Raw genomic sequence first — 25,320 nt, forward strand, 5'->3', positions numbered from 1 at the left:
GACGGCCCATTGACGGACAGGATGAACGGTCGCTTAAAGGTTGCAGAGAAACTCGCTGCTAGTTCTGCCTGCATCCGGATCTCGCCCCGCGAGGCGGCAGGCCGCGATTGGGCGTAAACGCATATCAGGACTACCCGATCCGGCCCCGGCGGCGCTTTACCGGTTGGCGGAATCCTGTTCCTTTATCGGTCAGGACGACAACGAGGCCGGACCGAACCGGCCGCATCCAAAGGGAGTGACCGTCATGAAGCTCGGCACCGCGATCGCGGAAATCATGAAGCGCGAGGGGATCGAGATCCTCACGGGCTACCCGGTCAACCATTTGATCGAATACGCAGCCGCCGCCGACATCCGCCCGGTGATGGTGCGCCAGGAGCGCATCGGCGTGCACATGGCGGATGCGATCTCCCGCGTCACCTCGGGCGAGAAGATCGGTGCGTTCTGCATGCAGCACGGACCGGGCGCCGAGAACGCGATGGGCGGCGTCGCGCAATGCTACGGCGAATCCGTACCCGTGCTGGTGTTGCCGATGGGCTATGCGCGGCGGCTCGCCAATATCGACCCGAACTTCAATTCGAGCCAGGCGATGAAGGCGTTTTCCAAATCATCGGAGCCGATCAACATCGCAGCCGAGGTCTGCAACATCTTTCGGCGCGCGTTTACAAAACTGAAGAACGGCCGCGGCGGCCCGGTCATCGTCGAAATCCCCGCCGACATGTGGAACGAGGACGTGCCGGAGCCGCTGAACTACACGCCGGTGCTGCGCACCCGCTACGGCGCCGACCCCGTTCATGTGAAGGAAGCCGCCGCCCTGCTCGTTGGCGCCAAGCGCCCGGTGATCTATGCCGGCCAGGGCGTGCATTACGCAAAGGCCTGGCCGCAGCTCAAGCGCCTCGCCGAGCGGCTCGCGATCCCCGTCACCACCAGCCTCGGCGGCAAGTCGTCATTTCCGGAGACACATCCGCTGTCGCTCGGCTCCGGCGGCCTTGCCGTGTCGCGCGCGGTGCCGAAATTCCTCGGCGAAGCGGACGTGATCTTCGGCATCGGCTGCTCGTTCACCGAAACCTCGTTCGGCATCGCGATGCCGAAGGGCAAGACCATCATCCATTCGACGCTCGATCCGAACCACATCAACAAGGATGTCGAAGCCAAAATCGGGCTGGTCGGCGACGCCGGCCTGGTCCTCGACGCGCTGCTGGAGGAGGTCGGCAAGACCGTGACCTCCGATCGCAACGCCAGCGCGGTCGCGGAAGAGATCGCCGCGTCCCACAAGGAGTGGCTCGCCAAGTGGATGCCGAAGCTGACGCATAACGATGCGCCGCTCAATCCCTACCGCGTGCTGTGGGACCTGCAGCACACCGTCGACATTCATAACACCATCATCACCCACGACGCCGGCAGCCCGCGCGACCAGCTCTCGCCGTTCTGGAAGTCGGTCGAGCCGCTGTCCTATATCGGCTGGGGCAAGACCACCCAGCTCGGCTACGGTCTCGGCCTCGCGATGGGCGCCAAGCTCGCCAAGCCTGACAAGCTCTGCATCAATGTCTGGGGCGACGCCGCGATCGGATTCACGGGGATGGATTTCGAGACCGCGGTGCGTGAGCGGATTCCGATCATGTCGATCCTGCTCAACAATTTCTCGATGGCGATCGAGTTGAAGGTGATGCCGATCTCGACCGAGAAATATCGTTCGACCGACATCTCCGGCGACTACGCCGCGATGGCCCGCGCCTTCGGCGGCTATGGCGAACGGGTGACCAAGCCTGAGGACATCATCCCCGCGATCAAGCGCGGCATCCAGAAGACCAGGGAAGGCGTGCCGGTGCTGCTGGAATTCATCACCAGCAAGGAGACCGAGGTGTCGCGGCCGGGGACGTGAGGGCACCTCACGCGCCCTCGCCCACTTGATTTGACCTCGCCTGCGCAGGCAAGCTCCCTCCGACCCGAGATCGGAGGGAGAGATGGCGCGCATCCTGGTGCTGGGGGCCGGCTTCGCCGGTCTGTGGGCGGCGCTCGGTGCCGCCCGTAAGCGCGACGAGATCGGCGCGCGGGCGGCGAACACCGAGATCCTGGTCGTCGATCGCAACGCCTATCACAGCATCCGGGTGCGCAATTACGAGGTCGATCTCGGCGATGTCGCGCTGCCGCTGCAAGGCCTGCTCGATCCGGTCGGTGTCAGGCACGTGGTGGCCGAGGTCGCGGCCATCGACCCGGCAAAGCGCGAGGTGGTCGTCAGGACAGGCTCCGGCGCTGGCACGCTGACCTACGACCGGCTGGTGCTGACCACCGGCAGCGAACTGGTCCGCCCTCCCGTCCCGGGCCTGGCCGCGCATGGCTTCGACGTCGACACCTTCGAGGCGGCGATGCGGCTCGACGCGCATCTGGCGGCGCTCGGCAAGCAACTGCCGCCGCAGGCGCGTTCGACGGTCGCGGTCGTCGGAGCAGGGTTCACCGGGATCGAGGTTGCGGCCGAGATGCCGGCCAAGCTCGCCCATGCCGGCATCAGCGGCGATCACCGCGTCATCCTGATCGATCCCAATCCGGTGGTCGGCGCGACGTTCGGCGCACATGGCCGTCCGGTCATCGAGGAGGCGCTGGCCGCGCTCGGCGTCGAGTCGCGGCTGAACGTCAGGGTCAGCGCCGTCGGCGCCGACAGCATCACACTCGACAGCGGCGAGATCATTCCGGCCGCCACCGTGGTGTGGTGCGGCGGTATGCGCGCGAGCCCGCTTGCCGCTCTGCTGCCGGTCAAGCACGACGCGCTCGGCCGCATCGCCGTGGATCACTACATGCGCGCTGAGGGCCTCGATGGCGTGTTCGCTGCGGGCGACGTTGCGACCTGCCTGATCGATGGCGAGCATCCGACCGTGATGTCGTGCCAGTTCGCGCGGCCGATGGGCCGCTTCGCCGGACACAATGTGGTCGCGGATCTGTTCGGCGAGCCCCTGCTGCCGCTCGACATCGACTGGTACGTGACGGTGCTCGACCTCGGCGCTTGGGGCGCGCTCTACACCACCGGCTGGGACCGTGAGGTGCACACGTCGGGCGCTGCTGCCAAGCTCACCAAGCAGACCATCAACCAGCAGCGCATCTATCCGCCGCGTGACGGCGACCGCGCCGCACTGCTCGCGGCGGCTGCGCCGACGATCCAGACGGCGCCGCCGACGCGCAAATAGCAGCAGGGGCGGTCACCGCGCGACCGCCCCTGCTCATCTCGCGATCGCTCGCGCGTCGCTTACTGCGACAGCTTCACGAAATCCGGAAACTTCAGCTTCCCTTCCGCGATCGCCTTCGGCCAGACCGTGATCTGCTTGCCGCTTTGCCACTGGAACACAAGGCCGGTGACGGCGCCCGGGCCGGACTTGATGCCGTGGGTGAACTCGTCGTTCTTGCCGTAGAACTGGATCTTGCCGATCGTGCCCTCGAAATCGGTCTTCTCGAGCTCGGCGACCATCTTGTCGGGATCGGTCGAGCCGGCGCGCTGGATCGCTTCCGCGATGATGTAGACCTCGTCATAGGCGGTGTAGCCGGTGTAGGCCGGCGGCGTGCCGAACTTGGCCTTGAAGGCGGCCGCGAACGGCTTCGTCTTCGGCGTCACGGCGACGTCGGGCGTCGCCACCGCGAGCGAGGGCACGCCTTCGGCCGCGCCGTTGGTGTCGCCCCAGAACGTCGGGCTCAGCGCCTGCGCGCTGATGCCGAACATCGGGACGGGCACCTGCTGGTTCTTCCACTGCACGGTCGGCTGCACGCCGACATGGGAGATGCCGGTGACGATCACGTCGGGCTTGGCGGCTTCCATCTTGTTGAAGATCGGCGTGAAGTCCGTGGTGTCCGGCGAGAAGCGGATGTGCTCGACCACCTTCAGGCCGGCCTTGGGCAGGCACGCCTCGTAGCCGACGTCGAGCGGCTTGGTCCAGGCCGCGTCCTCGCTCATGATCGCAACCGACTTGAACTTGAGCTGGTCGACCAAGAGCTCCTTGGCCGCGTCGCAGACGAGCTGCGCCTGTGCTGCCGAGGTCAGGTAGCCGTGGAAGGTGTACTTGTTCTTCTCGTAGTCGTTGTGGATCGCCTTGGTGATCTCGTTGGATGCGGCGCCGGGCGTGATCAGCGGCATCTTGAGCCGCGAGGCCCACGGCTCGAGCGCCAGCACGACCTCGCTGATGTAGCTCGCGATCACGGCCGAGACCTTGTCCTCGCTGACCGCGCGCTGGAACGCGCGCACCGAATCGGCCGACGAGCTCTTGTTGTCGTAGGTGACGATCTCGATCTTGCGGCCCATCACGCCGCCCTTGGCGTTGATCTCGTCGGCCGCGATCTGTGCGCCGCCCGGCGTTGCCGCGCCGGCGATCGACTGCACTTCGGCGATGACGCCGATCTTGATCGGATCGTTCGACTGCGCATAGGCCGGCGCCGCGAGGCACAGCGCGAGCGCAGTCGCCAACAGGCTCGTACGGGTCGTGGTTGAATAGCGTGACATGATGATCTCCCTTGCATTGCTTTCTTGTTTTTGAATCTTCGAACGTCAGAGAAAGTCCTTGCCGGCCTCCGCGGCGAACCGGCCCGGATCGCCCTCCCAGACGATCCGCGCGTGCTCCAGCACGTAGACGCGGTCGGCATGCGGAAGCGCAAACGTCACGTTCTGCTCGCCGAGCAGCACCGTGATCCTTGTGGTCTGGCGCAGCTTCTCGAGCGCCTTCGACAACAATTCGAGGATGACGGGCGCAAGGCCCAGCGTCGGCTCGTCCAGAATCAGGATCTGCGGCTGCATCATCAGCGCGCGACCGATCGCCAGCATCTGCTGCTCGCCGCCGGACAGCGTCTGCGCCATCTGGCCCTGACGTTCCTTCAGGATCGGGAATAGCTCGAACAGCCAGGCGAGTTGCTTGGCCCGCGCCGCGTCGTCGAGATGCTGGCCGCCGAGATCGAGGTTTTCCCGCACCGTCATCTCGCCGAACAATTCGCGCGATTCCGGGCACTGCACGAGGCCGGAGCGGGCGATCTTCGCCGGCCCGGTGCCGCGCAGCCTCTCGCCGCCACGCAGGATCTCGCCGGTGTAGGGCAAGAAGCCCGAGATGGTGTTGAACAGCGTGGTCTTGCCGGCGCCATTCAGCCCGACGATCGAGACGAACTCGCCCTCGTGGACGTGGATCGAGACGTTCTCCAGCGCCTGCGCCTTGCCGTAATGCACGCTGACATTCTCGACCTGCAGCAGCGGCACCTTGTCCTTGAACGAGGTCTCGGGCCGCGCGTGGGTCTCGATCGCGCCGCCGAGATAGACCCGCCGCACGGTCTCGTTCTTCATCACGTCCTCGGCGCGGCCGGTCGTGATCTCCTCGCCGAGATACATCGCAAGCACGCGATCGACCAGCGCGGCCACGCTCTTCACGTTGTGGTCGACCAGCATCACCGCGCGGCCCTCGTCGCGGAAGCTGCGGATCAATGCGGAGAATGTGCCGACCTCGGCGCTGGTGAGGCCGGCAAAGGGCTCATCGACCAGCACCACTTTTGGGTCACGTGCGATGGCTTTCGCGAGCTCCAGCCGGCGCAGATCGGCGAACGGCAAGGTCGGCGGACGGCGGTCCATCACCGCGCCAAGGCCGACGCGCTCGGCAATCCATCTGGCGCGCTCGGTCAATGCCTTGTCGGGAAACAGCATGAACAGGCTGTCGGGCAGCAGCGCGACCATGATGTTTTCCAGCACGGTCTGCCGGTTCAGCGGCCGCGAGTGCTGGAACACCATGCCAAAGCCCTTGCGCGCGATCTTGTGTGCGGGCAGCCCGGCGACGTTCTCGCCGTCGAACAGCACCTCGCCCGCGGTCGGGCGCTCGATGCCCATCACGCTCTTCATCGCGGTCGACTTGCCCGAGCCGTTCGGCCCGATCAGGCCGAGGATCTCGCCGGGATGCAGGTCGAACGAGAGGTTCTTCACCGCGGTCAGGCCGCCGAATCTCTTGGTCAGTCCACGAACGGTGAGCGTTGCAGTGGTCACAGTCTGATCCATTTAGGAGCGCGCCTCGCGTGACAGGGCCGCTCCGAGGAAACCGCCGGGAAAGAACAGGACGACGAGCAGCGCCACCGCCGAGACGATGAAGGTCGCAAGCTCGCCGGTCGGGCGCAGGAACTCGCCGGCCACGATCAGGAAGATCGCGCCGAGCGCCGCGCCCAGCACCGTGCGCCGGCCGCCGAGCACGGCGGACACGATCACGTTGACGCCGACCGCGACGTCGACCACGGTGCCGACCGAGGCGGTGCCGAAGTAGAACACCAGGAGCGCTCCCGACAGCCCCGAGAAGAAGGCGCTGACGATGAAGGCCGCGAGCTTGTGCTTGACGATGTTGAAGCCGAGCGCGCCGGCCTGTACCGGGTCCTGCCCGCTGGCCTGCAGCACCAGGCCGACCGGCGATTGCGACAGCCCGTACAGGATCGCGGCGCTCGCCGTCATGAAGCCGAGCGCGATCCAGTAGTTGGCGCCGGCATTGATGGTGATGACGTCAGGGATGGTGAGCCCGATCTCGCCGCCGGTCAGATCAGCGAACACCACGACGAAGTTCTGCAGCATCAGCACCGCAACCAGCGTGGTCAGGCCAAAATACGGTCCCCTCACCCGCAACGCCGGCAACGCCAGCACGAAGCCCGCGACCACCGACGCCAGCGCGCCGAGCAGGATGCAGACATAGACCGACCAGCCGTACTGGTTGTTGAGGATGCCGGCCGTGTAGGCGCCGGTGCCGATCAGGAAGGTCGGCCCGAAATTGACCTCACCGGCGAAGCCGAACAAGAGGTCCCAGGCCATCGCGAACACGCCGAAATAGAACGCGACGGTGAGCAGCCCGAGGATGTAGCCGGAGACATAGAGCGGCAACGTCGCGGCAACCACCACGCAGACCAGCGAAATGAGGAAAAGGCGCGAGGTGAAGAAGCTCGTCATCTCAGCGCCTCCCCAAGAGGCCCTGGGGCCGGATGTACATCACGAACACCAAAAGCAGCAGCGCCGGAATGGTGCGGTAGGCCGGCGAGATCATGTAGGCGGTGATCGTTTCGAGATAACCGACCACGAAGGCCGCGATCAGCGAGCCGGAGACGCTGCCGAGGCCGCCGAGCACCACGATCGAGAACGCGCTCGCGGTCAGCGGCCCGACGCTGTAGGAGCTGACGCCGAGGAACATGCCGAGCAGCACGCCGGCGATGCCGGCCAGGATGCCATAGATGCCCCACACCACGATGTAGATCTGGGTGAGCTCGAGCCCGAGCAAGGTGACGCCGCGCGGGTTCATCGAGGCCGCCAGCACCGCCTTGCCGGTGCGGGTGCGGTTCACCAGCAGCCACAGCAGGCCGATCACGAGGCAGCACACCAGCGCGGTGAAGATGTTGTTGCGCGGCGTGCGGTTGCCGAAGATGTCGACGACGCCTTCGACGATCGGCAGCACCGTCTTGGCGTTGTTGGTGAAGAAATACGCGATCAGCTCCTGGATCATGATGCCCCAGAGCAAGGTGCCGGTGAGGACGAAGATTTCCTTCTCCTCGTTGGGGATCCGCCTCGAATTCTGGATCGGCTTCACCACCGCAAAATAGGTTGCGAACGCCATGATCAGCGCCACGCCGACACCGAACAGCGCGCCGGTGTAGATGTCGAGGTGCAGCACGCTGGCCGCGGCCCAGGCCGCGACCGCCGCAGCCACCATGATGGCACCGTGGGAGAGGTTGAGGACGCCGGAGACACCGAAGATCAGGGTGAAGCCGGTGGCGCCGAGCGCATAGAGCGCACTGATGGCGAAGCCATCGATCAGGATTTGTAAGGCAAGCATCTCAAATCGGCCGCGGCAGCAAAGCTGCCTGTTGTGGAGGACGCGGAACTGAATACGGATGCTCCCGGGACCGGCCCGGGAGCATGATCATCGGTCAGTTGGTGGTGAGCTTGATGAAGCTCGGGAACTTGAGATCGCTCTTGGCGACCTCCTTCGGCCAGACCGCGACCTGCTTGCCGCCCTGCCACTGCAGCATCAGTCCGGTGATCAGACCCTTGCCGTACTTGATCGAATGGGTAAACGGATCGTCCTTGCCATAGAACTGGACGCGTCCGATGGTGCCTTCCCAATCGGTCTTCTCCAGCGCATCGACCATCTTGTCGGCTTCGACCGAGCCGGCGCGCTTCACGGCATCGGCGATGTAGTAGACCTCGTCATAGGCGGTGTAGCCCGCGTAGGACGGATAGTTGCCGTAGCGTTTCTTGAAGCCCTCCGCGAACGGCACCGACTTCGGCGTCACCGCGACGTTCGGGCCGGACACGCCCTGATACAGCACGCCTTCCGCCGCGTCGTTGGTGTCCTTGCCGAAGGTCTCGTTGGTCGCCTGCGAGGAAATGCCGAACATCGGGATCGGCACCTGCTGGTTCTTCCACTGCACCGTCGGCTGCACGCCGACATGCGAGATGCCGGTGATGATCACGTCGGGCTTCGAGCCTTCGACCTTGTTGAAGATCGGCGTGAAGTCGGTGGTGTCGGGCGAGAAACGGATATGGTCGACGACCTTGAGCCCGATCTTGGGCAGGCACTCCTCGTAGCCGACATCGAGCGGCTTGGTCCAGGCCGCATCCTCGCTCATGATGACCGCGGTCTTCATGTGCTTCTGATCGACCAGCAGTTCCTTGGCGGCGTCGCACACCGACAGCGCCAGCGCCGCCGAGGTCAGGTAGCCGTGGAAGGTGTACTTGTTCTTCTCGTAGTCGGCGTGAACGCTCTTGCTGATCTCGTTGGAGGCAGCGCCCGGCGTGACGAACGGCGTCTTGAGGCGCGAGGCCCAGGGCTCGAGCGCCAGCACCACTTCGCTGATGTAGCTCGAGATGACGACGTTGACCTTGTCTTCGTTGACCGCGCGCTGGAATGCCCGCACCGAATCCGCCGAGGAGGAGTGATTGTCGTAGGAGACGATCTCGATCTTGCGGCCGTCGATGCCGCCCTTGGCGTTGATCTCGTCGGCGGCGAGTTGCGCCGCCTGCGGGATCGACGCCCCGGCGATCGCCTGCGCTTCGGCGATCACGCCGATCTTGAGGGTGTCAGCCGCCAGCGCGCCGCTGGGGCTGGTTGCCAAAAGGCCCAACACGGCCGCTCCGGCAAGTTGCTGCATCGCATGAACGGGCAGTCGCGATGTTCTTTTCACCCTGTTTCTCTCCTCTTTTTGTCGGCTGCTTCGAGCTCTTGGGCCGGACTATAGCTGCGACAAAACGCGCAGCAAGTGAAACTGCGCGCAGATCGCCATGCATGGACGGCAACTAAAGTAGTGGGTGGGCGCTTTGCGGCTGAATAAATATGAGGCAGCGCGGGAATAAAAGACGTGAGGCGCAGTTCTCTCAGATCGTCATTCCGGGGCGAGCGAAGCGAGAGCCCGGAATCCATTCATCTACGCGTTTTGCGGCCCAATGGATTCCGGGCTCGCGCCAAGAGGCGCGCCCCGGAATGACGAGAGGATAGGGAGCAAAGCTCGGGTTATTCATGTCGCAAGTGGGCGAGGTTGTGCCCCAACCCAAGCTGTCATCGCCGGGACGACCGCGGTGAGCCTGGCTACCGCCCCTACTCCGCCATCTCCACCGGCTGTGCGGCGGGACCCGCGAGCGGACGTTCTTCCATCGCGATCATGCAGATCGAGGCGGTGGTCAGCAGCACGGCGGCAGCGCCGAACACGTAGCGGAACGCAGTGATCATGTCGGCCATCGGGATCGCGCCCACGGCGGTGGCGGCAGAGGCATGATGCTCGCCGGCGAGCGAGATGTCGGTGCCGAGCGTCATCAGCAGGATGGTGGTGAAGGCGGCGACCGTGAACGAGGCCATCATCGCGCGGAAGAAGTTCATCGCGCCGGTCACCGTGCCGACCTGCGGCCGCGCCACCGCGTTCTGCAGCGACACCACGCTGATCGGGAATGTGGTGCCGAGGCCGAGCGCGAACACGCTCATCAGCAGCAGCAATCCCCACAGCGGCAGCGTCGTCACTGCCATACCGACAGCACAGATCGCAGCGACCGACGTACCGACGATGGCAACACGCTTGTAGTGCTTGGCCTTCGCCATGGTCCGGCCGGCGATCGCGGCGCCGAAGGTCGAGATCGCCGCGAGCGGGATCAGCGCAAGTCCGGCCTCGCTGGCGGTGAGGTGATAGACCACCTCGTAGTAGAGCGGCAGATGCACGGTGAGGCCGACCATGGCGCCGAGCGCGCAGCCGCCCGCGCCCATTGCGAACGGCACCACCGAGCCGCCGAGCAGCGACAGCGGCAGGAACGGCTCGTCGGCGCGGCGCGCGTGCCAGACGAAGGCGCCGGCGAGCGCGATCGAGGCGCCGATCATCGCCGTTATCGTCGGCGACAGCCAGGACAGCTTGGTGCCGCCCCAGGTCAGCACCAGCATCAACACGACGGCCGAGGCCATCAGCAGCACGCCGCCGAGCCAGTCGACCTTGCGCTTGCGATGGAACACCGGGATTTTGCCCATCTTCGGCAGCAGCAGCGCCAGCGCTGCCGCCGCGAGCGGCAAATTGATCCAGAAGATCATCGACCAATGCAGATGCTCGGCGAACACGCCGCCGACCACAGGGCCGAGAATGCCGCCGGCCATCCAGACGCTGGAGAAATAGGCCTGGTAGCGGCCGCGCTCGCGCGGGGTCACCACGTCGGAGATCACGGTCTGGACCACCGGCATGATGCCGCCGCCGCCGAGGCCCTGCAGGCCGCGGGCAACGATCAGCGTGGTCATGCTGGGGGCGACCGCGCACAGCACCGAGCCGACCACGAACAGGCTGAGCGAGGTGATGATCATGACGCGGCGGCCATAGATGTCGCTCAGCGTGCCGAACACCGGCGCCACCGCGGTCGAGGCGAGCAGATAGGCCGTGATCACCCAGGACAGGTTGGTGACGTCGTGAAACTGGCGCCCGATCGTCGGCAGCGCGGTCGCGACGATGGTCTGGTCGAGCGCGGCCAGGAACATCGTCAGCATCAGGCTGATCACGATGGTGCGGACTTCGTCCGGATTGAGCGGTGCCGGGGGCGCCAGCGGCGGCGCGCCGTTCAGTTCGATCACCTCGCTCGGGAGGTGAGACAGCTCTGCGGCAATGTCGTCAGGCAACGTCTCTTGGTCGGCAGGAAAACGGCTCTGCCGTTCATACTTGTTCATTGGGGCGTAATGCTGCTGCGCGGGCGCGGGCCGCGATGGAATCATTCTCTGGTCCGCAACTTATGCAGCAATTCACTGCTGAGGCAGGCACCTCAGCGCATGGGTGCATCCCACGGCACCGTTCTCGCGGTGACGTGATTGCGGCAGCACCGGCACCAGCCCTCGCGCCCGGCATCGCTGCGTCTTGGAAATCTACTTGGAGGCCGTCGGCCGCTTCTTCAATTGCGCCCGTTTCGGCAGCAGGGCCGGCCAGCGCACGATGTGGTCCTCGAGATCCGCGTCGTTGACGTCGAGTTCGGTGCCCTCCACCCGACCGCGCACCGAGACGCCGGCCTCATGCACGGTATTGGGATCGCCGGAGATCAGGGGATGCCACCAGTAGAGGTCCCGCCCCTCGGCGACGAGGCGGTAGCCGCAGCTCGGCGGCAGCCAGTTCAGGGTCCGGACGTTCTCGGGCGTCAGGCGGACGCAATCCGGAACCTGGTCGGAGCGGTTCGCATAGTCCTTGCAGGTGCACAGGCCGGAATCGAGCAGCTTGCAGGAGATATGGGTGAAATAGATCTTGCCGGTGTCCTCGTCCTCGAGCTTCTCCAGGCAGCACCGTGCGCAGCCGTCACACAGACTTTCCCATTCAGCGTTGGACATCTCTTCCAACGTCTTGGTTTTCCAGAAGAATCCCTCCTGGCCCGACGGGCGTTTGGGCGGTGCGGTCATGATATCCCTGACATGGCGGTAAAGCCCTTCTTGGGACGCCGGCGCTCCCTCCGCAAGGGGGTGATATTGCGGGGTCGAAAAAGCCGGTGGGCAGCGTTAGGGCTTTCATTAAATTCACAAGCCGCGCCATTGGTTTATGGCAGCCGCTCGGATAGAACAACGAACGAGTCCCCAACGACGCAAAAGCGCCTTGGGATTGCCGCAACATCGAAGCAAGACGTTAGCCTGTGCCCGATTTGGGCGCCCGCAGCGCTCTCAAATTGATCAAGGGACCTGGTGCCGTCGCATTGGAAACAGAAGGTCCGGAATTTCTTCCTGGACCTCGATGCGCGTATCGACTCGACGCTGTTCTCGTCGGGCAAGGGCCTGCGCGAACTCTACGAGCGCTATTCCACCTTCATGGACCGCTTCTATGTCGGCCGCTGGAAGCGCTGGGTGTTCATCGAGCCGCTGTCGGAAGCCGCAACGCTTGGGCTCGGTGGCATGATCCTGATGCTGACGCTCGCGATCCCCGCGTTCCGCGAGACCGCCGACGAGGACTGGCTGAAGAAATCCGACCTCGCGGTGACCTTTCTCGACCGCTACGGCAACCCGATCGGCAGCCGCGGCATCAAGCATAATGACTCGATCCCGCTGGAAGACTTTCCGGACAATCTGATCAAGGCGACGCTCGCGACCGAGGACCGCCGCTTCTACGACCATTTCGGCATCGACGTGCCGGGCCTCGCCCGCGCGCTCGTCACCAACGCGCAGGCCGGCGGCGTCCGCCAGGGCGGTTCGTCGATCACCCAGCAGCTCGCCAAGAACCTGTTCCTGAACAACGAGCGCACCATCGAGCGCAAGGTGAAGGAAGCGTTCCTTGCGATCTGGCTGGAGACGCGGCTCACCAAGAACGAAATCCTGAAACTCTATCTCGACCGCGCCTATATGGGCGGCGGCACCTTCGGCGTCGACGGCGCGGCGCATTTCTACTTCAACAAGTCGGTGCGCGACGTGAACCTCGCGGAAGCCGCGATGCTCGCCGGCCTGTTCAAGGCGCCGACGAAGTACGCCCCGCACATCAACCTGCCCGCGGCGCGCGCCCGCGCCAACGTCGTGCTCGACAACCTGGTCGATGCTGGCTTCATGACCGAGGGCCAGGTGTTCGGCGCCCGCCGCAATCCGGCGGTCGCGGTCGATCGGCGCGACGAGAACTCGCCGAACTACTATCTCGACTACGCCTTCGACGAGATGCGCAAGCTGGTCGACACCTTCCCGAAATCCTACACCGAACGCGTCTTCGTGGTCCGCACCGCGATCGACACGAACGTGCAGAAGGCGGCCGAGGAAGCGATCGAGAACCAGCTCCGCCAGTTCGGGCGCGATTATCACGCGACGCAGGCCGCAACCGTGGTGTCCGATCTCGACGGCGGCATCCGCGCCATGGTCGGCGGCCGCGACTACGGCGCGAGCCAGTTCAACCGTGCGACCGACGCCTACCGGCAGCCCGGCTCGTCGTTCAAGCCTTACGTCTACACCACGGCGCTGCTGAACGGCTTCACTCCGAACTCGAAGATCGTCGACGGCCCGGTCTGCATCGGCAATTGGTGCCCGCAGAACTATGGCCACTCCTATTCCGGCTCGGTGACACTGACGCAGGCGATCACCCGCTCGATCAACGTGGTGCCGGTCAAGCTCTCGATCGCGCTGGGCGGCAAGGAAGGCCCGAAGGCGGGCCGCGCCAAGATCGTCGAGGTCGCGCGCCGCTTCGGCCTCAAGGCGCCGCTGCCCGATACTCCGTCGCTGCCGATCGGCTCCGACGAAGTCACGGTGATCGAGCACGCGGTGGCCTATGCGACCTTCCCGAACCGCGGCAAGGCGGTGACGCCGCATTCGGTGCTCGAGGTGCGCACCGGCGCCGGCGATCTGGTGTGGCGCTGGGACCGCGACGGCCCCAAGCCGCGGCAGGCCATCCCGCCGAACATCGCCGCCGACATGGCCGGCATGATGAGCCACGTGGTCAGCGAAGGCACCGCGCGCCGCGCCGCGCTCGACGGCATCCCGACCGCGGGCAAGACCGGCACCACCAATGCCTATCGCGACGCCTGGTTCGTCGGCTACACCGGCAACTTCACCTGCGCGGTCTGGTACGGCAATGACGACTATTCGCCGACCAACCGCATGACCGGCGGCTCGCTGCCGGCGCAGACCTGGCACGACATCATGGTCGCCGCGCATCAGGGCGTGGAAGTCAAGGAACTCGCCGGCGTCGGCATGGGCCAGAAGCTGCCGCCGCAGCCGGCGCAGGCCAATGCCCAGGCGAGCGCGGCGCCGCGGGTGCTGGAGACCAAGCCGGGTCCGCCGCCGGTCTTGACCAAGCGCGGCGCGGATATCCTGGTGCGGGTCGAGAAGCTGCTCGACGACGCGGCCAAGACCGCTGAAAAGACCACCGGCAAGACCACGCTGGGCGAGCCCTCGAAGACCGGCAAGGCGGAGTCCTCGAGCGCGCTGGCGTTCCCCGAAAACTACGTTGCCGCGGCCGGGCCGGACGGCGCGACACCAGCTTTGCCACGCAAGAACTGACGTGCGGCTCCTCCTCTCCACCTTGCTGGCACTCGTCATCGCCACGGCCGTCGGCCTCGGCCTGACCTATGCGACGGCGACGCGCGGCACCGATATCGGCACGCTGAAGATCGGCGCCTGGACCGCGCGGCCGAAGAACGGCACCTCCGATGTCGATCCCTATTCGCGAGCGACCATCGCGCGCAGCGGCGAGCTGCCGATCGGCACTGGCGACGGCATCGCGTTCTCGGCGACCTCGGACGACAAGAACAAGCCGCTCGACGGACGCTGCGACGTCGTGGTCTCAGGCGTGACGCCGGCGGCGCGGTTCTGGACGCTGACGCTGTTCGACCGCAAGGGTCATCTCGTCGCGAATTCGCTGCAGCGCTACGGCTTCACCAGCCAGGAGATCGTGCGCGCGTCCGACGGCACGTTCGAGATCCACATCGCCTCGCGCTCGCGCGCCGGCAACTGGCTGCCGACCGGCGGCATCGAGCGCTACGCGCTGATGTTACGGCTTTACGACACGCCGGTCGGAGTCGCGACCCGCACCCAGCGCGACGCGCCGATGCCCTCGATCGCAACGACGGGCTGCCCATGATCCGCGTGCTGTTCACCATCCTCGCAGGCGTGCTGCTCGGCGGCGTGGTGCATCTCGTCAGCGTGCTGGCGCTGCCGCGCATCGCCTCGCAGGACGCCTATTCGCGGCTGACACCGATGACCAAGCTCAACGAGGTGACGCAGCTGCCGCTGGCCGACCCGAGCAACTCGCCGATGCCGCTGATGGATCCGGCCTTCGCGGTGGCGATCTGCCGTTACGATCTCTCCACCGGGCCGCTCAAGCTCACCGTGCCGGTCAGCCAAGCCTATACTTCGGTGTCGTTCTACACCCGCAACGAGGTCGCCTATTACGCGATCAACGATCGCTCCGCCGGCAAGAAGGTGATCGAGCTCGACTTGATGACCGAAGCGCAGCACAACGAGCTGCCGGAGGACGAGGAGGTCACTGCCGCCGACCGGCTGATCATCGACTCGCCGACCGAGACCGGCCTGATCCTCTTGAAGGCGCTGGCGCCGGAGCCCGGCCTGATGCCGCAGGCGCAGGCTTCGCTTGCGGCCTCGTCGTGCAAGGTGCAAGCCGAGCCGGTCGCGGCCAAGCAGGAAGCACCGCCGCCGCTCCCCGCCCCCGCACCCCCGCCCGCGGCACGCAAGCGTTAGTTGGCTGCGAGCGCGTGCCGGCCGCAACGGCAGGTCTCGTAATCGACGGGATCGTGGCTGTTGACGATCGTGACACTGTCGCCATGCGCTGCCTTCAACTGGCGCAGCCGCTCCTGATTCTGGATGCGCGTTGGCCGATCCATGTCCGCCCCGCGCTGGAACATGCCGAGCACCAGCGGGACCCGCGGCCGGGGAGCGAGCTGCGCGTGGTGGAAGTAGGCATCGCCGGCGTGCAGCAGCCATCCGTCGTTGGTACGCACCGCGATGCCGCAATGGCCGAGCGTGTGGCCCGGCAGCGGGATCATCAGGATGTCAGGCTCGCGATCGCCGAGCGCGCGCACGCCCTTGAAGCCGAACCAGTCCTCGCCGCCGGCACCATAGAAGGTCCAGTCCGGCCCATGCTGCCATTGCGCCGTGATGTAGCGTCCTACCGGCGGCGCGAGCTGATGCGTCACCGCCATGTCGTACTCCTTGCGATGGACATGTACCTTGGCGCTCGGAAAGTCCGGCACGCCGCCGGCATGGTCGCGATCGAGATGCGTCAGCAGCAGATGCCGCACATCGTCGGGCGAGAGGCCGAGCGCCTTGACCTGGCGAACGGCGGTCTCGGCCGGATCGAGCCGCGGCGTGGTCTGCCGCACCCATTTGCGACCGAGCCGCGGCGGGTTGCCGATGTCGTCGAGCCCGATGCCGGTGTCGACCAGCACGAGACCGTCATTGCTCTCGACGAGCAGGCAGTGGCAGACCATCCGCGCGCGCTGGAAGATGCTGCCGCTGCCGTTCACGAGCCGCTTGCCGATCGGGCACATCGTGCCGGTGTTGAGATGATGGATGCGCATGACCAGTCCTCCGCTGTAACAAGCGCAGACTTGCCACTCGTCTTTCCATAGGTAAAATATTGTCTTTCTATCTATGCGATAGGATAGGCCTATGGATATCCGCGAACTCCGCTATTTCGCCGCGGTCTACCGCGAGCGCAACCTGACCGCCGCGGCGAAGCGCTGCTTCATCTCGCAACCGTCGATTTCGGCAGCGATCACCAATCTCGAGGCCGAGCTCGGTACCACGCTGTTCATCCGGCACAAGAAGGGCATGGCACCGACGGAGTCCGCCGCGCGATTTCACGGCATCGCCCGCAGGATCATCGACGAGGCGGACGCGGCGCGAAACCTGTTTCGCAAACCCGCGACGAGGCAGGCGCTGACGCTCGGCCTGTTGCGCACCCTCGATCAGGCGCGCACGGTCGCGCTGCTGAGGCCGCTAACGGCCAACGCCGATCTCGCGCTCCGGCTGGTCGGCGCCAATGAGAAGGCCGACGCGCGGATCGTCGCAAAGACCATGACCCACGCCGGCGAGCACTTCATCCCGCTCTGGAGCGAGCGCTATGTCGCGGCGCTGCCGCCGTCACATCCCCTCACCCTGAAAGAGACGCTGCGGACCAGCGACTTCGCGGGCGTTCCGATGATCGACCGCTGCCATTGCGAGCAGCAGGAATTCTTCAAACGAACGTCGCCGCCGCGCAAGCCGGTAGCGATCGCGGAATCGGAGGAATGGGCGATGGCGCTGGTGGCGGCCGGGGTTGGCGTTGCGATCGTTCCCGAAGGCGTGGCGCGCGGCAATCCGGATGTGGCGGTGCGCGCGATCGATATCGACGTCACGCGCCAGGTCGGCCTCGCCTACCCCTCCGCCCAGCCGCCCTCCGATGCGCTGAAGGCGTTCATTGCGAGCCTGCCGCGGCAAGCGAACAGTCGACGCGCGAGGTCCGCAATCAGGAAGGTGAAACGGGCTTAGCCCTTGGTCACCACGGCCTGGCCTGTGACGGGACCTGAGATCAACGGCGCATTGGCGGTGAGCCGGGCAAGCTCGTTGATCTGGCGTTCGGCGTCAGCCGCCATGCCGTCAGGTGCCTGGATCACCAGCCGCTCCAGCGCCCAGCGATAGGACGCGATCCGCCGCTCCAGGGCCTGCTGGACCCATTGCACGATCAGCGTGTTCTCTTCCATCCGCGCGACTGCGTCTGCCTTCTCGCGCGGCGACACGTCGGCGATCATCCTGAGGCTGGCACTGCGCTTGCGGTCGAGTTCGATCACCTGGATCGCGGTGGCGAAGAACGGCTCGAACCGCGTGATGTCGTCGCGCACCTCGTCGATCAGGAGCGAATAGCGCGAGGCGAACGAGCGATGCGGCTCGTCGATCAGATTGCGGCCATACGCAGTGCGATCGAATAAGACCCTCTGCCGCCACGGCGAGGGCAGCGGCTGGTAGTCGCCGAACACGCTCTTCCACGCCGGGCGCGACAGCGGCGGCTCGACGAATTGATAGGCGAGATCGCGCAGCTGACGTTCGTGTTCAGTGAGCTGGAATTGCGAGGCGTTCTTGCCGACGCTGCCGGTCGCCTCGGCGCCCATCCAGCGATGCATGTCGTCGTTGCGGAAATCCGCGCGGGTGCGGCCGAAGTCGCCGCCGCTGCAGCCGGCGAGCGCCGAGCCTGCGAGCAGCAGGATCAGCGCCGGGAGTGACCGCCGAGCGGCGGTCCGCTGCACGAGCTGCGACATTGCACGATGTCCGCGATCAGGAGCGGCGTCGGCGTCGGCGACCCTGCGCAGTGCCCTGCTCCGGTCCGCGCCCCCCGCCGGTCTCCTCCGTCGTTCGCTCAATCCGGACGACGGGAAGGATCAGCACGGTCCCCATGCCTTCGCCGGCAGCACCGACAGTGCTCGGCCGCCGTGCAGCCGCATCCGCCGGAAACTCAACGATGGTGCCCATGTTCCGTTCTCTCTGGCCCCGCACGGACATGATTTGCCCCGCGCACGCCGAGTTAAGAACGCGCATGGTTAACGATATCTTAAGCCGCCGACAGGGACGGTTACGGATATGGCGCTGTGCCTTAATGGACACGCGCAAATTCGAGCGTTCGGCTTCACGGCTTGTTTTCCTTAACTGCGTCTTAAAACAGCCTGCGTAGGCTCGCGCCCAGAAGGTTTTCAACCTGAGTCTTATTGGCAAGTCGCGTACGCCCGAGATGAGCGCAGCTCCGCTATTTCCTGGTTTCGATGGGCTGATGACGCTCTCCCGCCGCGAGGGCGTCGACATCCGTCCGACTTTGCTGCGCGTCCTGACCGACCTCTATGTGCAGGCGAGCGCGCACTCCGCAGATGAAGAACGCCAGTTCGTCGAGCTCACGTCGCGCCTGATCGATGAGGTCGACGACGCGACCCGCGCCGCCGTCCGTGCGCGGCTTGCGATCTATCCGGCTACTCCGGCCAGGATCATGGACAAGCTCGGGCTGCGACGTGTCGGTCCCGACCAGCCGATGCCGGCTGCCGCTCCAGCTCCTGCGCCGGCACCGTCCGCGCCCCAAGCCAAGATCCCGACCGAGGCCGAGCAGCGGATGGCCGCGAGCCTTGCGATGCGGCCGAACGATGCCGCCGAACTCTCCGACATGTTCTTTGCCGCGGGCGCCAAGGAACGCGTGCAGATCCTGCACAATCTGCAGCAGACGCCGCTGAAGGCCGCCGCGCGGATCCCGGCCGCACGCGCCGCGCGCGCGATCCATATCCTGGAGATGGCGGCCTTTGCCGAGGATGTCGACAACTTCACGCGCGAGCTCGGCGAGGCGCTGATCCTACCGTCGCGGATCGCGGCGGAGGTCGTCAACGATCCCGGCGGCGAGCCGCTCGCCTGCGCGATGCGGGCGCTTGAGGTCTCGAGCGCCGCATTCCAGCGCATCCTGATGTTCCTCAATCCGGAAGCCGGCTCGTCGGTCAACTACGTCTATCGGCTGTCGCGGCTCTACGATCGCCTCAGCGAGCGCTCGGCACTCGTGATGCTGGCGGCGTGGCGCGGCTCGACCATGGCGGTGGCGCGGGCGAAATATCGCTCACAGCTCTACGACGACGAGCGCCATCGCGTTCGCGCGACATCGTCGCAGACACGCCCCGTCGTGCTGCCCGGCAGCGCATCCGGCATTCGCAACCAGAAATCCGGAAGTTAGCTCTTCGCCAGATCGAGAAAGTGCCGTCCGGCGCGATCTTCGGTCTCGACGATCCAGGCATCGGGATCGAAGCGCAGCTCCCTGGTCAATCGCTCCTCGACAGAAGGCTCGGACACCGGCTGCGGCGCCGTCGGCACGAACAACCGCTCGGCCGGGCGGCTGTCGTCATAGACCGTCTGCGGTGCCGGCGCATACAACATCGCGTTGCCGTCCATCAGCGCCACCTTGACGAACACGGCGCCGGCTTCCTCCGCGCCTTTCTTGCGGACGGCGCCGAACACGCCCTCGGTCTGGCAGCGGCGCAGATACGCCGCGACCCATATGCTGGTTTTCAATCGCATGCGCCGACCTATAGGCCAGCGGCACGGCCACGTCCAATTGTGACAAATGACATCACGCAGCGGCGGGTTGACCGAGCCAAGCGTCGCTCATATCGTTGCATTTGCGGTGCAAGCCGCACCCGGGTCCACGGGAAGGGTTGAACCCACTTGCACCCGACATGCGGCCAACCAAGCCTTTGTGCAGCCGGTTTTGTGGACCATCGGCGATGGATGCACGGAGGTTTCCATGGACCGATCGCCCGCGCGATTGAATCTCGAACATCTGAAGAAGCAGGCCAAGGAGCTCATGCGCCTTTACCGGCGGCAGGCGCCGGAGGCTTACGCCCGTTTCCGGCAGGCGCTTCCGGCTGCCGCCGGGCTCAGCGACCCGCAAATCGCCGCGCTCGATCTGCGGCTCCATGACGCGCAGTCCTGCATCGCGCGCGATCTCGGCTTCGCCTCGTGGCCGGATCTGCGGCGCTATGTCGAAGCGCAATTGCCGCCGGGCAAAAGCAAGGCCGAGCGGGTGCGGCGCTGGCTGCAGCTGGTCTACGCCGCTGATGTCGACGGCACCACCGATCGCGCCCATCCGCGCGTCGCGGTGCGGATGCTCGCCGAGGATCCCGATCTCGTGGCCGATGATCCCTATCTCGCCTGCGCCATCGGCGACGAAGCGACGGTACGGCGCACCGCGACCAACGATCCGGCATGGGTCAACCGTCCCGGAGGTCCGTTGAGACTGCCGCCGCTGGTCGCGGTCACGCATTCCAGCCTGCTGCAGATTCCGGAGTTTCAAGCACGGCTGCATCGCTGCGCGCGCCTGCTGCTCGAGGCCGGCGCCGATCCGGACCAGCACATCAGCAGCCGCTGGCCGCCCGGATCGCTCGACGCACCCGATGACGGCAATCCGCTGTCGGCGCTGTATGGCGCCGCCGGACGCAACCACGATCTCGGCCTGACGAAACTGTTGCTCGATGCGGGCGCCGATCCGAACGACAATGAATCGCTGTACCACTCGCTCGAAGGCTCCGTGACCACGGGCCTGCTGCTCGAGCATGGCGCGCGGATCGCCGGCACCAACGCGATGTACAAGGTGCTCGACGACGAGAACGTGGCGACGCTCGAGTTGCTGCTGCGGCATGGCGGCGATCCGAATGAGCCAGCCCGCAACGCGCCAATTACCGACTACGGCTCGCCGTTGATGTGGGCGATCCGGCGGCGACGCTCGCGCCAGTGCATCGCAACGCTGCTCGATGCTGGTGCGGATCCGCAGGTCACAACGCCCGATGGCGCCAGCGCCTACGAACTGGCCCTGAGGTATGGACTGCCGGATGTCGCCGAGCTCTTGCGCGAGCGAACGGGAGCCAGGCCGCTTCCCGACGACGAACGGTTCATCGCCGCGTGCGCCAGCGGCGACGAGCGCGAAGCGCGCCGCATCCAGACCCGGCGGCCCGATCTGCCCGGCGCGCTCTCGCCGCAGCAACTGCGCCTGCTGCCCGAACTTGCGGCCGCCGGTGCAGACGCCGGCGTACGGCTGATGGTCGAGCTCGGCTGGCCCATCGCAGTGCGCGGCGGCGACTGGGATGCCTCGGCGCTCAATCACGCGGTGTTCCGCGGCAATGCCGGGCTGACGCGCTTCCTGCTCGAGCACGGCGCTGACTGGACCGAGCAGCACGGCTTCGGCGACAACGCATCCGGCAGCCTTTCATGGGCGTCCTGTAACGAACCGGTCGAGGGCGGCGATTGGGCCGCTTGCGCGCAGGCCCTGCTCGACCACGGCATGCCGCACGCCGTTCCGGATCGCGACGATGCGGAATGGGTGCTGCTGGCCGGCCGCAGGAAGCTGTTCTCCGACGAGGTCAGGGACGTTCTGCTGGGCGAGACGACCTGAGCAAGCCGTAGCGAAAACGCAGATGGCCGGGACATGCCCGGCCATCACGAAAGTGGAATCAATCTCGCCGCAAAGAGCTTACTCGATCGAATGCCCGATCATCGTGCCGAGCTCGCGCACCAGGCGATCCGACATCTGGCCGGTCACCGGCAGCTTGCGGGCACGCTCGAACTTCGCGATCGCGTGCTGGGTGTCGGCGCCGATCGTGCCGGTCGGCTTGAGCTGGCCGTAGCCATATTCGGTCAGCGTGCGCTGGACCGCTGCGATGCGCTTGCCGGCCGGGCTCAGATGCTGTGTCGGGATCGGCGCCGGCGGACGAATGACGCTGGAGGGCGCGGCAGCCGCGGACGGTGCAGCGGCCGGCGGGGCGGCGGTCGACTTCAGCACCAGATTGGCCATCGGATCGACCGGCTTGGCCTCGAGCCTGGGTTCGGCCGGCTTGGCTTCAACGGACCTGGTCTCGACCGGCTTGGTCTCGACAGGCTTCACATCAACCGGCCTGGCCGGCTCCATCGCGGCGGGCTCGACCGACCGGGCGGCGGCCTCGGCCGGGCGTGGACGCGGCAGCGGGCTGGTGGCCGCGGCAAGCGGGGCCGGCGGCGGCAGCGTCACCACCGAACCGCCGAACATAGGCGACGGATGCCGGCCAGCCTGCAGGAACAGGGCGTTGATCAGGATCGCAACAATGGCAGACGTCGCCAGCAGGCCCGCAACCAGATCCTTCGGACTGTGCAGCAGCAGGCGCAGGAAGAGGCCGCGCTCCTCCTCGGCCGCGATGGCCACTGCCTTGGCGCCGCGGCGACGGCGCGGCGTTTCGTCATCATCCAAAGTCTGTCTAGGCACTCTTCTTCACCTGTTGGGTTTGCTCTTGCAGTCCGGACCGCAGCGCGGGCTTCAGGGTCGCGACATTGCTGGACGGCCCGACCGCGGCCGGCGGGGTGAACGACAGCGGCAGCGCGACCGACACGGCGGTGCCCTCGCCGACCTTGCTCTCCACATTCATCTCGCCATTGTGCAGGCCGACCAGCCCCTTCACGATCGACAGGCCAAGGCCGGTGCCCTCGTGGCGGCGCTGATAGGTCTTGCCGGCCTGGAAGAACGGATCGCCGATCCGCTTGAGGTCGTCGGCAGCGATGCCGACGCCGGTGTCCGAGACCCGCAGCAGCAGCCGCGATCCCTCGACGCCGGCCGACACGGTGACCTTGCCGCCGCGCTCGGTGAACTTGATGGCGTTGGAAACCAGATTGAGGACGATCTGCTTGAACGCGCGCGAATCGCCGTTCACGATCGGCAGGTCGTCAGGCACCCGGGTCACGAGGTCGACGCCGCTCTCGCGCGCCTTCAGCGCCACCAGGTTGCAGCAATTGAGCAGCGCCGGCCGCGGCGCAAACGGCTCCGGCGAAATCTCGAAATTGCCGGACTCCATCTTCGACATGTCGAGGATGCCGTTGACGACCGACAGCAGATGCTGGCCGGAGTCGTTGATGAGCTGCGCGTATTCCTTGCGGCGGGTCGCATCGAGGCCGAGCACATCTTCCTGCGCGATCATCTCGGAGAAGCCGATGATGGCGTTGAGCGGGGTCCGCAACTCGTGGCTCATGGTGGCGAGGAAGCGCGTCTTCGACGCATCGGCCTGCTCGGCCGCATGGCGGGCCTGTTCGAGCGCCTGCTCCTGCACCTTGCGATCGGTCACGTCGCGGATCACGGCAACCACCTCGGCATCGGCCGAGGGCTGCTCGAGCGCACGGCAACGCATCTCGACCCAGATGAATTCAGCGGCGGCATCGCCACGCGCACCGTCGCGGCGCACCCGAAACTCGACGCTGCGGGACTCGCCGCGCGCGGCGTCCGACAGCGCGGTCAGATAGGCCGGACGATCGGCGACATGGACGCGGTCGAACAGACCGTGGCCGGACAGCCGCGCTGCCGGCACGCCGAGCATGATCTCGGCCGCGGGCGAAATGAAGCGCACCGCGCCGTTGCGGCTATGGCGCGACAGCACGTCGCTCATGTTGTGGGCGAGCAGGCGATAGCGCTCCTCCTCGACATAGAGCAGCGCCACGCTGGTGCGCGCCAGCGACTCCGCGCCGAAGGCAAGCCCGGCTGCATAGAAGATCGCCGACACGACGCCGAAGCCGGCCAGCGTGCTGTTCATGGCACCCGCGGGATCGACCGCCGGCAGCACGTGGTAATGGCCAAGCATGCTGAGCAGCGCCGCGCAGATCATCGCCAGCGCGAACGCAAACGCCACCACACGCCGCGACGCCGACAACGCGGCCTCGATCGGTATCACGACGAGCCATACCGCGGCGAACGACGCGATGCCGCCGGTGGACGCCGCGATCATCATCACGAGACCGGCGAGCGCCAGCGACGACAGCACATGCGCGCCTTCATAGCGGCCGGTGCGCGACAGGAACCAGGACAAAAGGATCGGTGCGATCAGCCATGCGAAGGCCGCGACCTCGATCGCCGTCGGCGCCCCGCGCATCGCCAGAAAGGCGGGGAACGAAGCCAGCGCCGCCAGACTGCCGAGCAGCCGCGGCGCCATGAAGGCACGGTGGCGCGCACGCGTCAGCGCATCATACTGCGCCGACGGATGCAGCAGCGCATCCAGGCAATCGCGGATCAGACTCAAACTACTCACAGCACTCGCGCTTCGGCTTAATCGTCAGACAGACGCGCCGGAACGCCTCCTTTGTGATTGCAGGCCAACGTGTCAGAGCGAACTTAAGCGAACGCTAAGGCGAGGCGGCCTGCTGCCAAACACCGTGCATTGGCGAGGCTGCGCCGCTGTCATTCACCGGTCATTTGTCGGGGATGGTGAACGGCTGGTTTCCGGGTGCGACAAACTATGGTTTCGAAATGGTGGACGCGGCGCATCTTGGCGAATTTGGCACCCCTCGGCCGTCATCAATCGAAAATTTACGGCGAATCAATTCAGGCGGATTTTCCGCGATTTTTCGGCGGATTTACCTCAATGCAGATACTTCCGATTTATCGACCGATGCTAACCGTGAAGGCAACAGCGGCATCGACCGCGCAAGAAGCAAAGACAAGATAGACGACCGGGATCGCGCCATGTTCTTCCTGCTGCGTTTGGCATTCTGGCTCGGGCTTGTGCTCGTGCTGCTGCCGAGAGACAAAACACCTGAAGCGGACAAGACGCCGCAGATCAGCGCATCGGACGCGGTATCGGCTGCGACCGCGACGATCAACGACATGGGTCAGTTCTGCAAACGGCAGCCGTCCGCGTGCGAAGTCGGCGGCCAGGCCGCGACCGCGATCGGCCAGCGCGCCACCGATGGCGCGCGCAAGCTCTACCAGATCATCACCGACAAGAAGCCGCCCGACCACACCGGCTCGATCGACAAGGATGATACCGATCCGAGCGCGTCCCGCGACACGCTGACGGCGGACGATCAGATGATTGAATTCCGCCTGCCGCCGACGCAGTAAGCGCGAGATCGAGCGCTGTCGTGT

The 25,320-nt window shown here is 66.0% G+C and carries 22 protein-coding genes; 9 read left to right on the plus strand and 13 right to left on the minus strand.

Annotated elements, in window-relative coordinates; genetic code table 11:
• Nucleotides 1–184: 184 nt before the first annotated feature.
• Both AKN83_RS06320 and AKN83_RS06325 read left to right on the plus strand, forming a co-directional pair.
• A complete protein-coding gene (locus AKN83_RS06320) occupies nucleotides 185–1,879 on the plus strand; it encodes a thiamine pyrophosphate-requiring protein (protein WP_283807356.1) in 1,695 nt (564 codons plus the stop codon).
• 82 nt (nucleotides 1,880–1,961) lie between these two features.
• A complete protein-coding gene (locus AKN83_RS06325; protein ID WP_063695209.1) occupies nucleotides 1,962–3,176 on the plus strand; it encodes an NAD(P)/FAD-dependent oxidoreductase in 1,215 nt (404 codons plus the stop codon).
• A gap of 59 nt (nucleotides 3,177–3,235) precedes the next feature.
• Here AKN83_RS06325 and AKN83_RS06330 read toward each other — a convergent pair whose 3' ends face one another.
• The 7 genes from AKN83_RS06330 to AKN83_RS06360 all read right to left on the minus strand — a co-directional run bounded on the left by AKN83_RS06330 (nucleotide 3,236) and on the right by AKN83_RS06360 (nucleotide 11,873).
• Nucleotides 3,236–4,477: an ABC transporter substrate-binding protein gene (locus tag AKN83_RS06330; protein ID WP_050404974.1), complete on the minus strand. Its 1,242-nt coding sequence runs from the start codon at nucleotides 4,475–4,477 to the stop codon at nucleotides 3,236–3,238.
• Between the two features lie 45 nt (nucleotides 4,478–4,522).
• A complete protein-coding gene (locus tag AKN83_RS06335) occupies nucleotides 4,523–6,001 on the minus strand; it encodes an ATP-binding cassette domain-containing protein (protein ID WP_050404975.1) in 1,479 nt (492 codons plus the stop codon).
• On the minus strand, nucleotides 6,002–6,928 hold the full coding sequence (locus AKN83_RS06340; protein ID WP_050404976.1) for a branched-chain amino acid ABC transporter permease: 927 nt from the start codon (nucleotides 6,926–6,928) through the stop codon (nucleotides 6,002–6,004).
• A gap of 1 nt (nucleotide 6,929) precedes the next feature.
• Entirely contained in the window at nucleotides 6,930–7,805 is an 876-nt protein-coding gene (locus AKN83_RS06345; protein WP_050404977.1) for a branched-chain amino acid ABC transporter permease, read from the minus strand.
• A gap of 94 nt (nucleotides 7,806–7,899) precedes the next feature.
• On the minus strand, nucleotides 7,900–9,123 hold the full coding sequence (locus AKN83_RS06350; RefSeq protein ID WP_050404978.1) for an ABC transporter substrate-binding protein: 1,224 nt from the start codon (nucleotides 9,121–9,123) through the stop codon (nucleotides 7,900–7,902).
• Nucleotides 9,124–9,566: 443 nt separating this feature from the next.
• Entirely contained in the window at nucleotides 9,567–11,159 is a 1,593-nt protein-coding gene (locus AKN83_RS06355; RefSeq protein WP_050404979.1) for an MDR family MFS transporter, read from the minus strand.
• Between the two features lie 192 nt (nucleotides 11,160–11,351).
• Nucleotides 11,352–11,873, minus strand: a complete 522-nt coding sequence (locus tag AKN83_RS06360) for a YcgN family cysteine cluster protein (RefSeq protein WP_050404980.1) — start codon at nucleotides 11,871–11,873, stop codon at nucleotides 11,352–11,354.
• A gap of 276 nt (nucleotides 11,874–12,149) precedes the next feature.
• On the opposite strand from AKN83_RS06360, the gene AKN83_RS06365 reads away from it, so the two are divergent.
• From AKN83_RS06365 to AKN83_RS06375, 3 genes are read left to right on the plus strand one after another with little or no spacing between them, the layout of a single operon-like run.
• Nucleotides 12,150–14,435: a transglycosylase domain-containing protein gene (locus AKN83_RS06365; protein ID WP_244521909.1), complete on the plus strand. Its 2,286-nt coding sequence runs from the start codon at nucleotides 12,150–12,152 to the stop codon at nucleotides 14,433–14,435.
• Between the two features lies 1 nt (nucleotide 14,436).
• Nucleotides 14,437–15,015 carry a DUF1214 domain-containing protein gene (locus AKN83_RS06370; RefSeq protein ID WP_050403293.1) on the plus strand — a complete coding sequence of 193 codons (579 nt, stop codon included), beginning with the start codon at nucleotides 14,437–14,439 and terminating at the stop codon, nucleotides 15,013–15,015.
• Nucleotides 15,012–15,632, plus strand: coding sequence for a DUF1254 domain-containing protein (locus AKN83_RS06375; RefSeq protein WP_050403294.1), 621 nt, complete (start codon nucleotides 15,012–15,014; stop codon nucleotides 15,630–15,632). The genes AKN83_RS06370 and AKN83_RS06375 overlap by 4 nt, the downstream gene beginning before the upstream one ends.
• On the opposite strand, the gene AKN83_RS06380 is transcribed toward AKN83_RS06375, so the two are convergent.
• On the minus strand, nucleotides 15,629–16,471 hold the full coding sequence (locus AKN83_RS06380; RefSeq protein WP_050403295.1) for an MBL fold metallo-hydrolase: 843 nt from the start codon (nucleotides 16,469–16,471) through the stop codon (nucleotides 15,629–15,631). The two genes, AKN83_RS06375 and AKN83_RS06380, sit on opposite strands and share 4 nt — an antisense overlap.
• A gap of 91 nt (nucleotides 16,472–16,562) precedes the next feature.
• Here AKN83_RS06380 and AKN83_RS06385 point away from each other — a divergent pair, with 91 nt between their 5' ends.
• Nucleotides 16,563–17,423: a LysR family transcriptional regulator gene (locus AKN83_RS06385; protein ID WP_050403296.1), complete on the plus strand. Its 861-nt coding sequence runs from the start codon at nucleotides 16,563–16,565 to the stop codon at nucleotides 17,421–17,423.
• Here the strand turns inward: AKN83_RS06385 and AKN83_RS06390 are convergent.
• Nucleotides 17,420–18,187: a hypothetical protein gene (locus AKN83_RS06390; protein ID WP_050403297.1), complete on the minus strand. Its 768-nt coding sequence runs from the start codon at nucleotides 18,185–18,187 to the stop codon at nucleotides 17,420–17,422. The genes AKN83_RS06385 and AKN83_RS06390 overlap by 4 nt on opposite strands.
• A gap of 16 nt (nucleotides 18,188–18,203) precedes the next feature.
• Nucleotides 18,204–18,398 carry a hypothetical protein gene (locus AKN83_RS41080; RefSeq protein ID WP_050403343.1) on the minus strand — a complete coding sequence of 65 codons (195 nt, stop codon included), beginning with the start codon at nucleotides 18,396–18,398 and terminating at the stop codon, nucleotides 18,204–18,206.
• A gap of 256 nt (nucleotides 18,399–18,654) precedes the next feature.
• On the opposite strand from AKN83_RS41080, the gene AKN83_RS06400 reads away from it, so the two are divergent.
• A complete protein-coding gene (locus AKN83_RS06400; protein ID WP_050403298.1) occupies nucleotides 18,655–19,626 on the plus strand; it encodes a DUF2336 domain-containing protein in 972 nt (323 codons plus the stop codon).
• Here the strand turns inward: AKN83_RS06400 and AKN83_RS06405 are convergent.
• The gene (locus AKN83_RS06405) at nucleotides 19,623–19,967 is read right to left on the minus strand and encodes a DUF1491 family protein (RefSeq protein WP_050403299.1); all 345 of its coding nucleotides are present in this window, start codon (nucleotides 19,965–19,967) and stop codon (nucleotides 19,623–19,625) included. The genes AKN83_RS06400 and AKN83_RS06405 overlap by 4 nt on opposite strands.
• 226 nt (nucleotides 19,968–20,193) lie before the next feature.
• Between AKN83_RS06405 and AKN83_RS06410 the strand changes: the two genes are divergently transcribed.
• Nucleotides 20,194–21,837 carry an ankyrin repeat domain-containing protein gene (locus AKN83_RS06410; protein WP_050403300.1) on the plus strand — a complete coding sequence of 548 codons (1,644 nt, stop codon included), beginning with the start codon at nucleotides 20,194–20,196 and terminating at the stop codon, nucleotides 21,835–21,837.
• A gap of 78 nt (nucleotides 21,838–21,915) precedes the next feature.
• Here AKN83_RS06410 and AKN83_RS06415 read toward each other — a convergent pair whose 3' ends face one another.
• Together AKN83_RS06415 and AKN83_RS06420 are read right to left on the minus strand one after the other, a co-directional pair.
• Nucleotides 21,916–22,680: a peptidoglycan-binding domain-containing protein gene (locus tag AKN83_RS06415; protein WP_172803496.1), complete on the minus strand. Its 765-nt coding sequence runs from the start codon at nucleotides 22,678–22,680 to the stop codon at nucleotides 21,916–21,918.
• Complete coding sequence (locus AKN83_RS06420; protein ID WP_050403302.1) at nucleotides 22,673–24,484, minus strand: ATP-binding protein; 1,812 nt, start codon at nucleotides 24,482–24,484, stop codon at nucleotides 22,673–22,675. Before AKN83_RS06420 ends, AKN83_RS06415 begins: the two co-directional genes overlap by 8 nt.
• 434 nt (nucleotides 24,485–24,918) lie before the next feature.
• Between AKN83_RS06420 and AKN83_RS06425 the strand changes: the two genes are divergently transcribed.
• Complete coding sequence (locus tag AKN83_RS06425; protein WP_050403303.1) at nucleotides 24,919–25,296, plus strand: DUF5330 domain-containing protein; 378 nt, start codon at nucleotides 24,919–24,921, stop codon at nucleotides 25,294–25,296.
• The last annotated feature ends 24 nt before the right edge of the window (nucleotides 25,297–25,320 follow it).

The organism is Bradyrhizobium embrapense, assembly GCF_001189235.2.
Lineage (GTDB): Bacteria > Pseudomonadota > Alphaproteobacteria > Rhizobiales > Xanthobacteraceae > Bradyrhizobium > Bradyrhizobium embrapense.

What these genes read in the sequence shown, in the direction of transcription:
- AKN83_RS06405 (WP_050403299.1), bottom strand. Translation starts at nt 19,967, where the DNA reads ATGCGATTGAAAACCAGCATATGGGTCGCGGCGTATCTGCGCCGCTGC.
- AKN83_RS06380 (WP_050403295.1), bottom strand. Translation starts at nt 16,471, where the DNA reads ATGCGCATCCATCATCTCAACACCGGCACGATGTGCCCGATCGGCAAG.
- AKN83_RS06385 (WP_050403296.1), top strand. Translation starts at nt 16,563, where the DNA reads ATGGATATCCGCGAACTCCGCTATTTCGCCGCGGTCTACCGCGAGCGC.
- AKN83_RS06340 (WP_050404976.1), bottom strand. Translation starts at nt 6,928, where the DNA reads ATGACGAGCTTCTTCACCTCGCGCCTTTTCCTCATTTCGCTGGTCTGC.
- AKN83_RS06425 (WP_050403303.1), top strand. Translation starts at nt 24,919, where the DNA reads ATGTTCTTCCTGCTGCGTTTGGCATTCTGGCTCGGGCTTGTGCTCGTG.
- AKN83_RS06325 (WP_063695209.1), top strand. Translation starts at nt 1,962, where the DNA reads ATGGCGCGCATCCTGGTGCTGGGGGCCGGCTTCGCCGGTCTGTGGGCG.
- AKN83_RS06410 (WP_050403300.1), top strand. Translation starts at nt 20,194, where the DNA reads ATGGACCGATCGCCCGCGCGATTGAATCTCGAACATCTGAAGAAGCAG.
- AKN83_RS41080 (WP_050403343.1), bottom strand. Translation starts at nt 18,398, where the DNA reads ATGGGCACCATCGTTGAGTTTCCGGCGGATGCGGCTGCACGGCGGCCG.
- AKN83_RS06390 (WP_050403297.1), bottom strand. Translation starts at nt 18,187, where the DNA reads ATGTCGCAGCTCGTGCAGCGGACCGCCGCTCGGCGGTCACTCCCGGCG.
- AKN83_RS06350 (WP_050404978.1), bottom strand. Translation starts at nt 9,123, where the DNA reads ATGCAGCAACTTGCCGGAGCGGCCGTGTTGGGCCTTTTGGCAACCAGC.
- AKN83_RS06330 (WP_050404974.1), bottom strand. Translation starts at nt 4,477, where the DNA reads ATGTCACGCTATTCAACCACGACCCGTACGAGCCTGTTGGCGACTGCG.
- AKN83_RS06335 (WP_050404975.1), bottom strand. Translation starts at nt 6,001, where the DNA reads ATGGATCAGACTGTGACCACTGCAACGCTCACCGTTCGTGGACTGACC.
- AKN83_RS06345 (WP_050404977.1), bottom strand. Translation starts at nt 7,805, where the DNA reads ATGCTTGCCTTACAAATCCTGATCGATGGCTTCGCCATCAGTGCGCTC.
- AKN83_RS06400 (WP_050403298.1), top strand. Translation starts at nt 18,655, where the DNA reads ATGAGCGCAGCTCCGCTATTTCCTGGTTTCGATGGGCTGATGACGCTC.
- AKN83_RS06360 (WP_050404980.1), bottom strand. Translation starts at nt 11,873, where the DNA reads ATGACCGCACCGCCCAAACGCCCGTCGGGCCAGGAGGGATTCTTCTGG.
- AKN83_RS06375 (WP_050403294.1), top strand. Translation starts at nt 15,012, where the DNA reads ATGATCCGCGTGCTGTTCACCATCCTCGCAGGCGTGCTGCTCGGCGGC.
- AKN83_RS06355 (WP_050404979.1), bottom strand. Translation starts at nt 11,159, where the DNA reads ATGAACAAGTATGAACGGCAGAGCCGTTTTCCTGCCGACCAAGAGACG.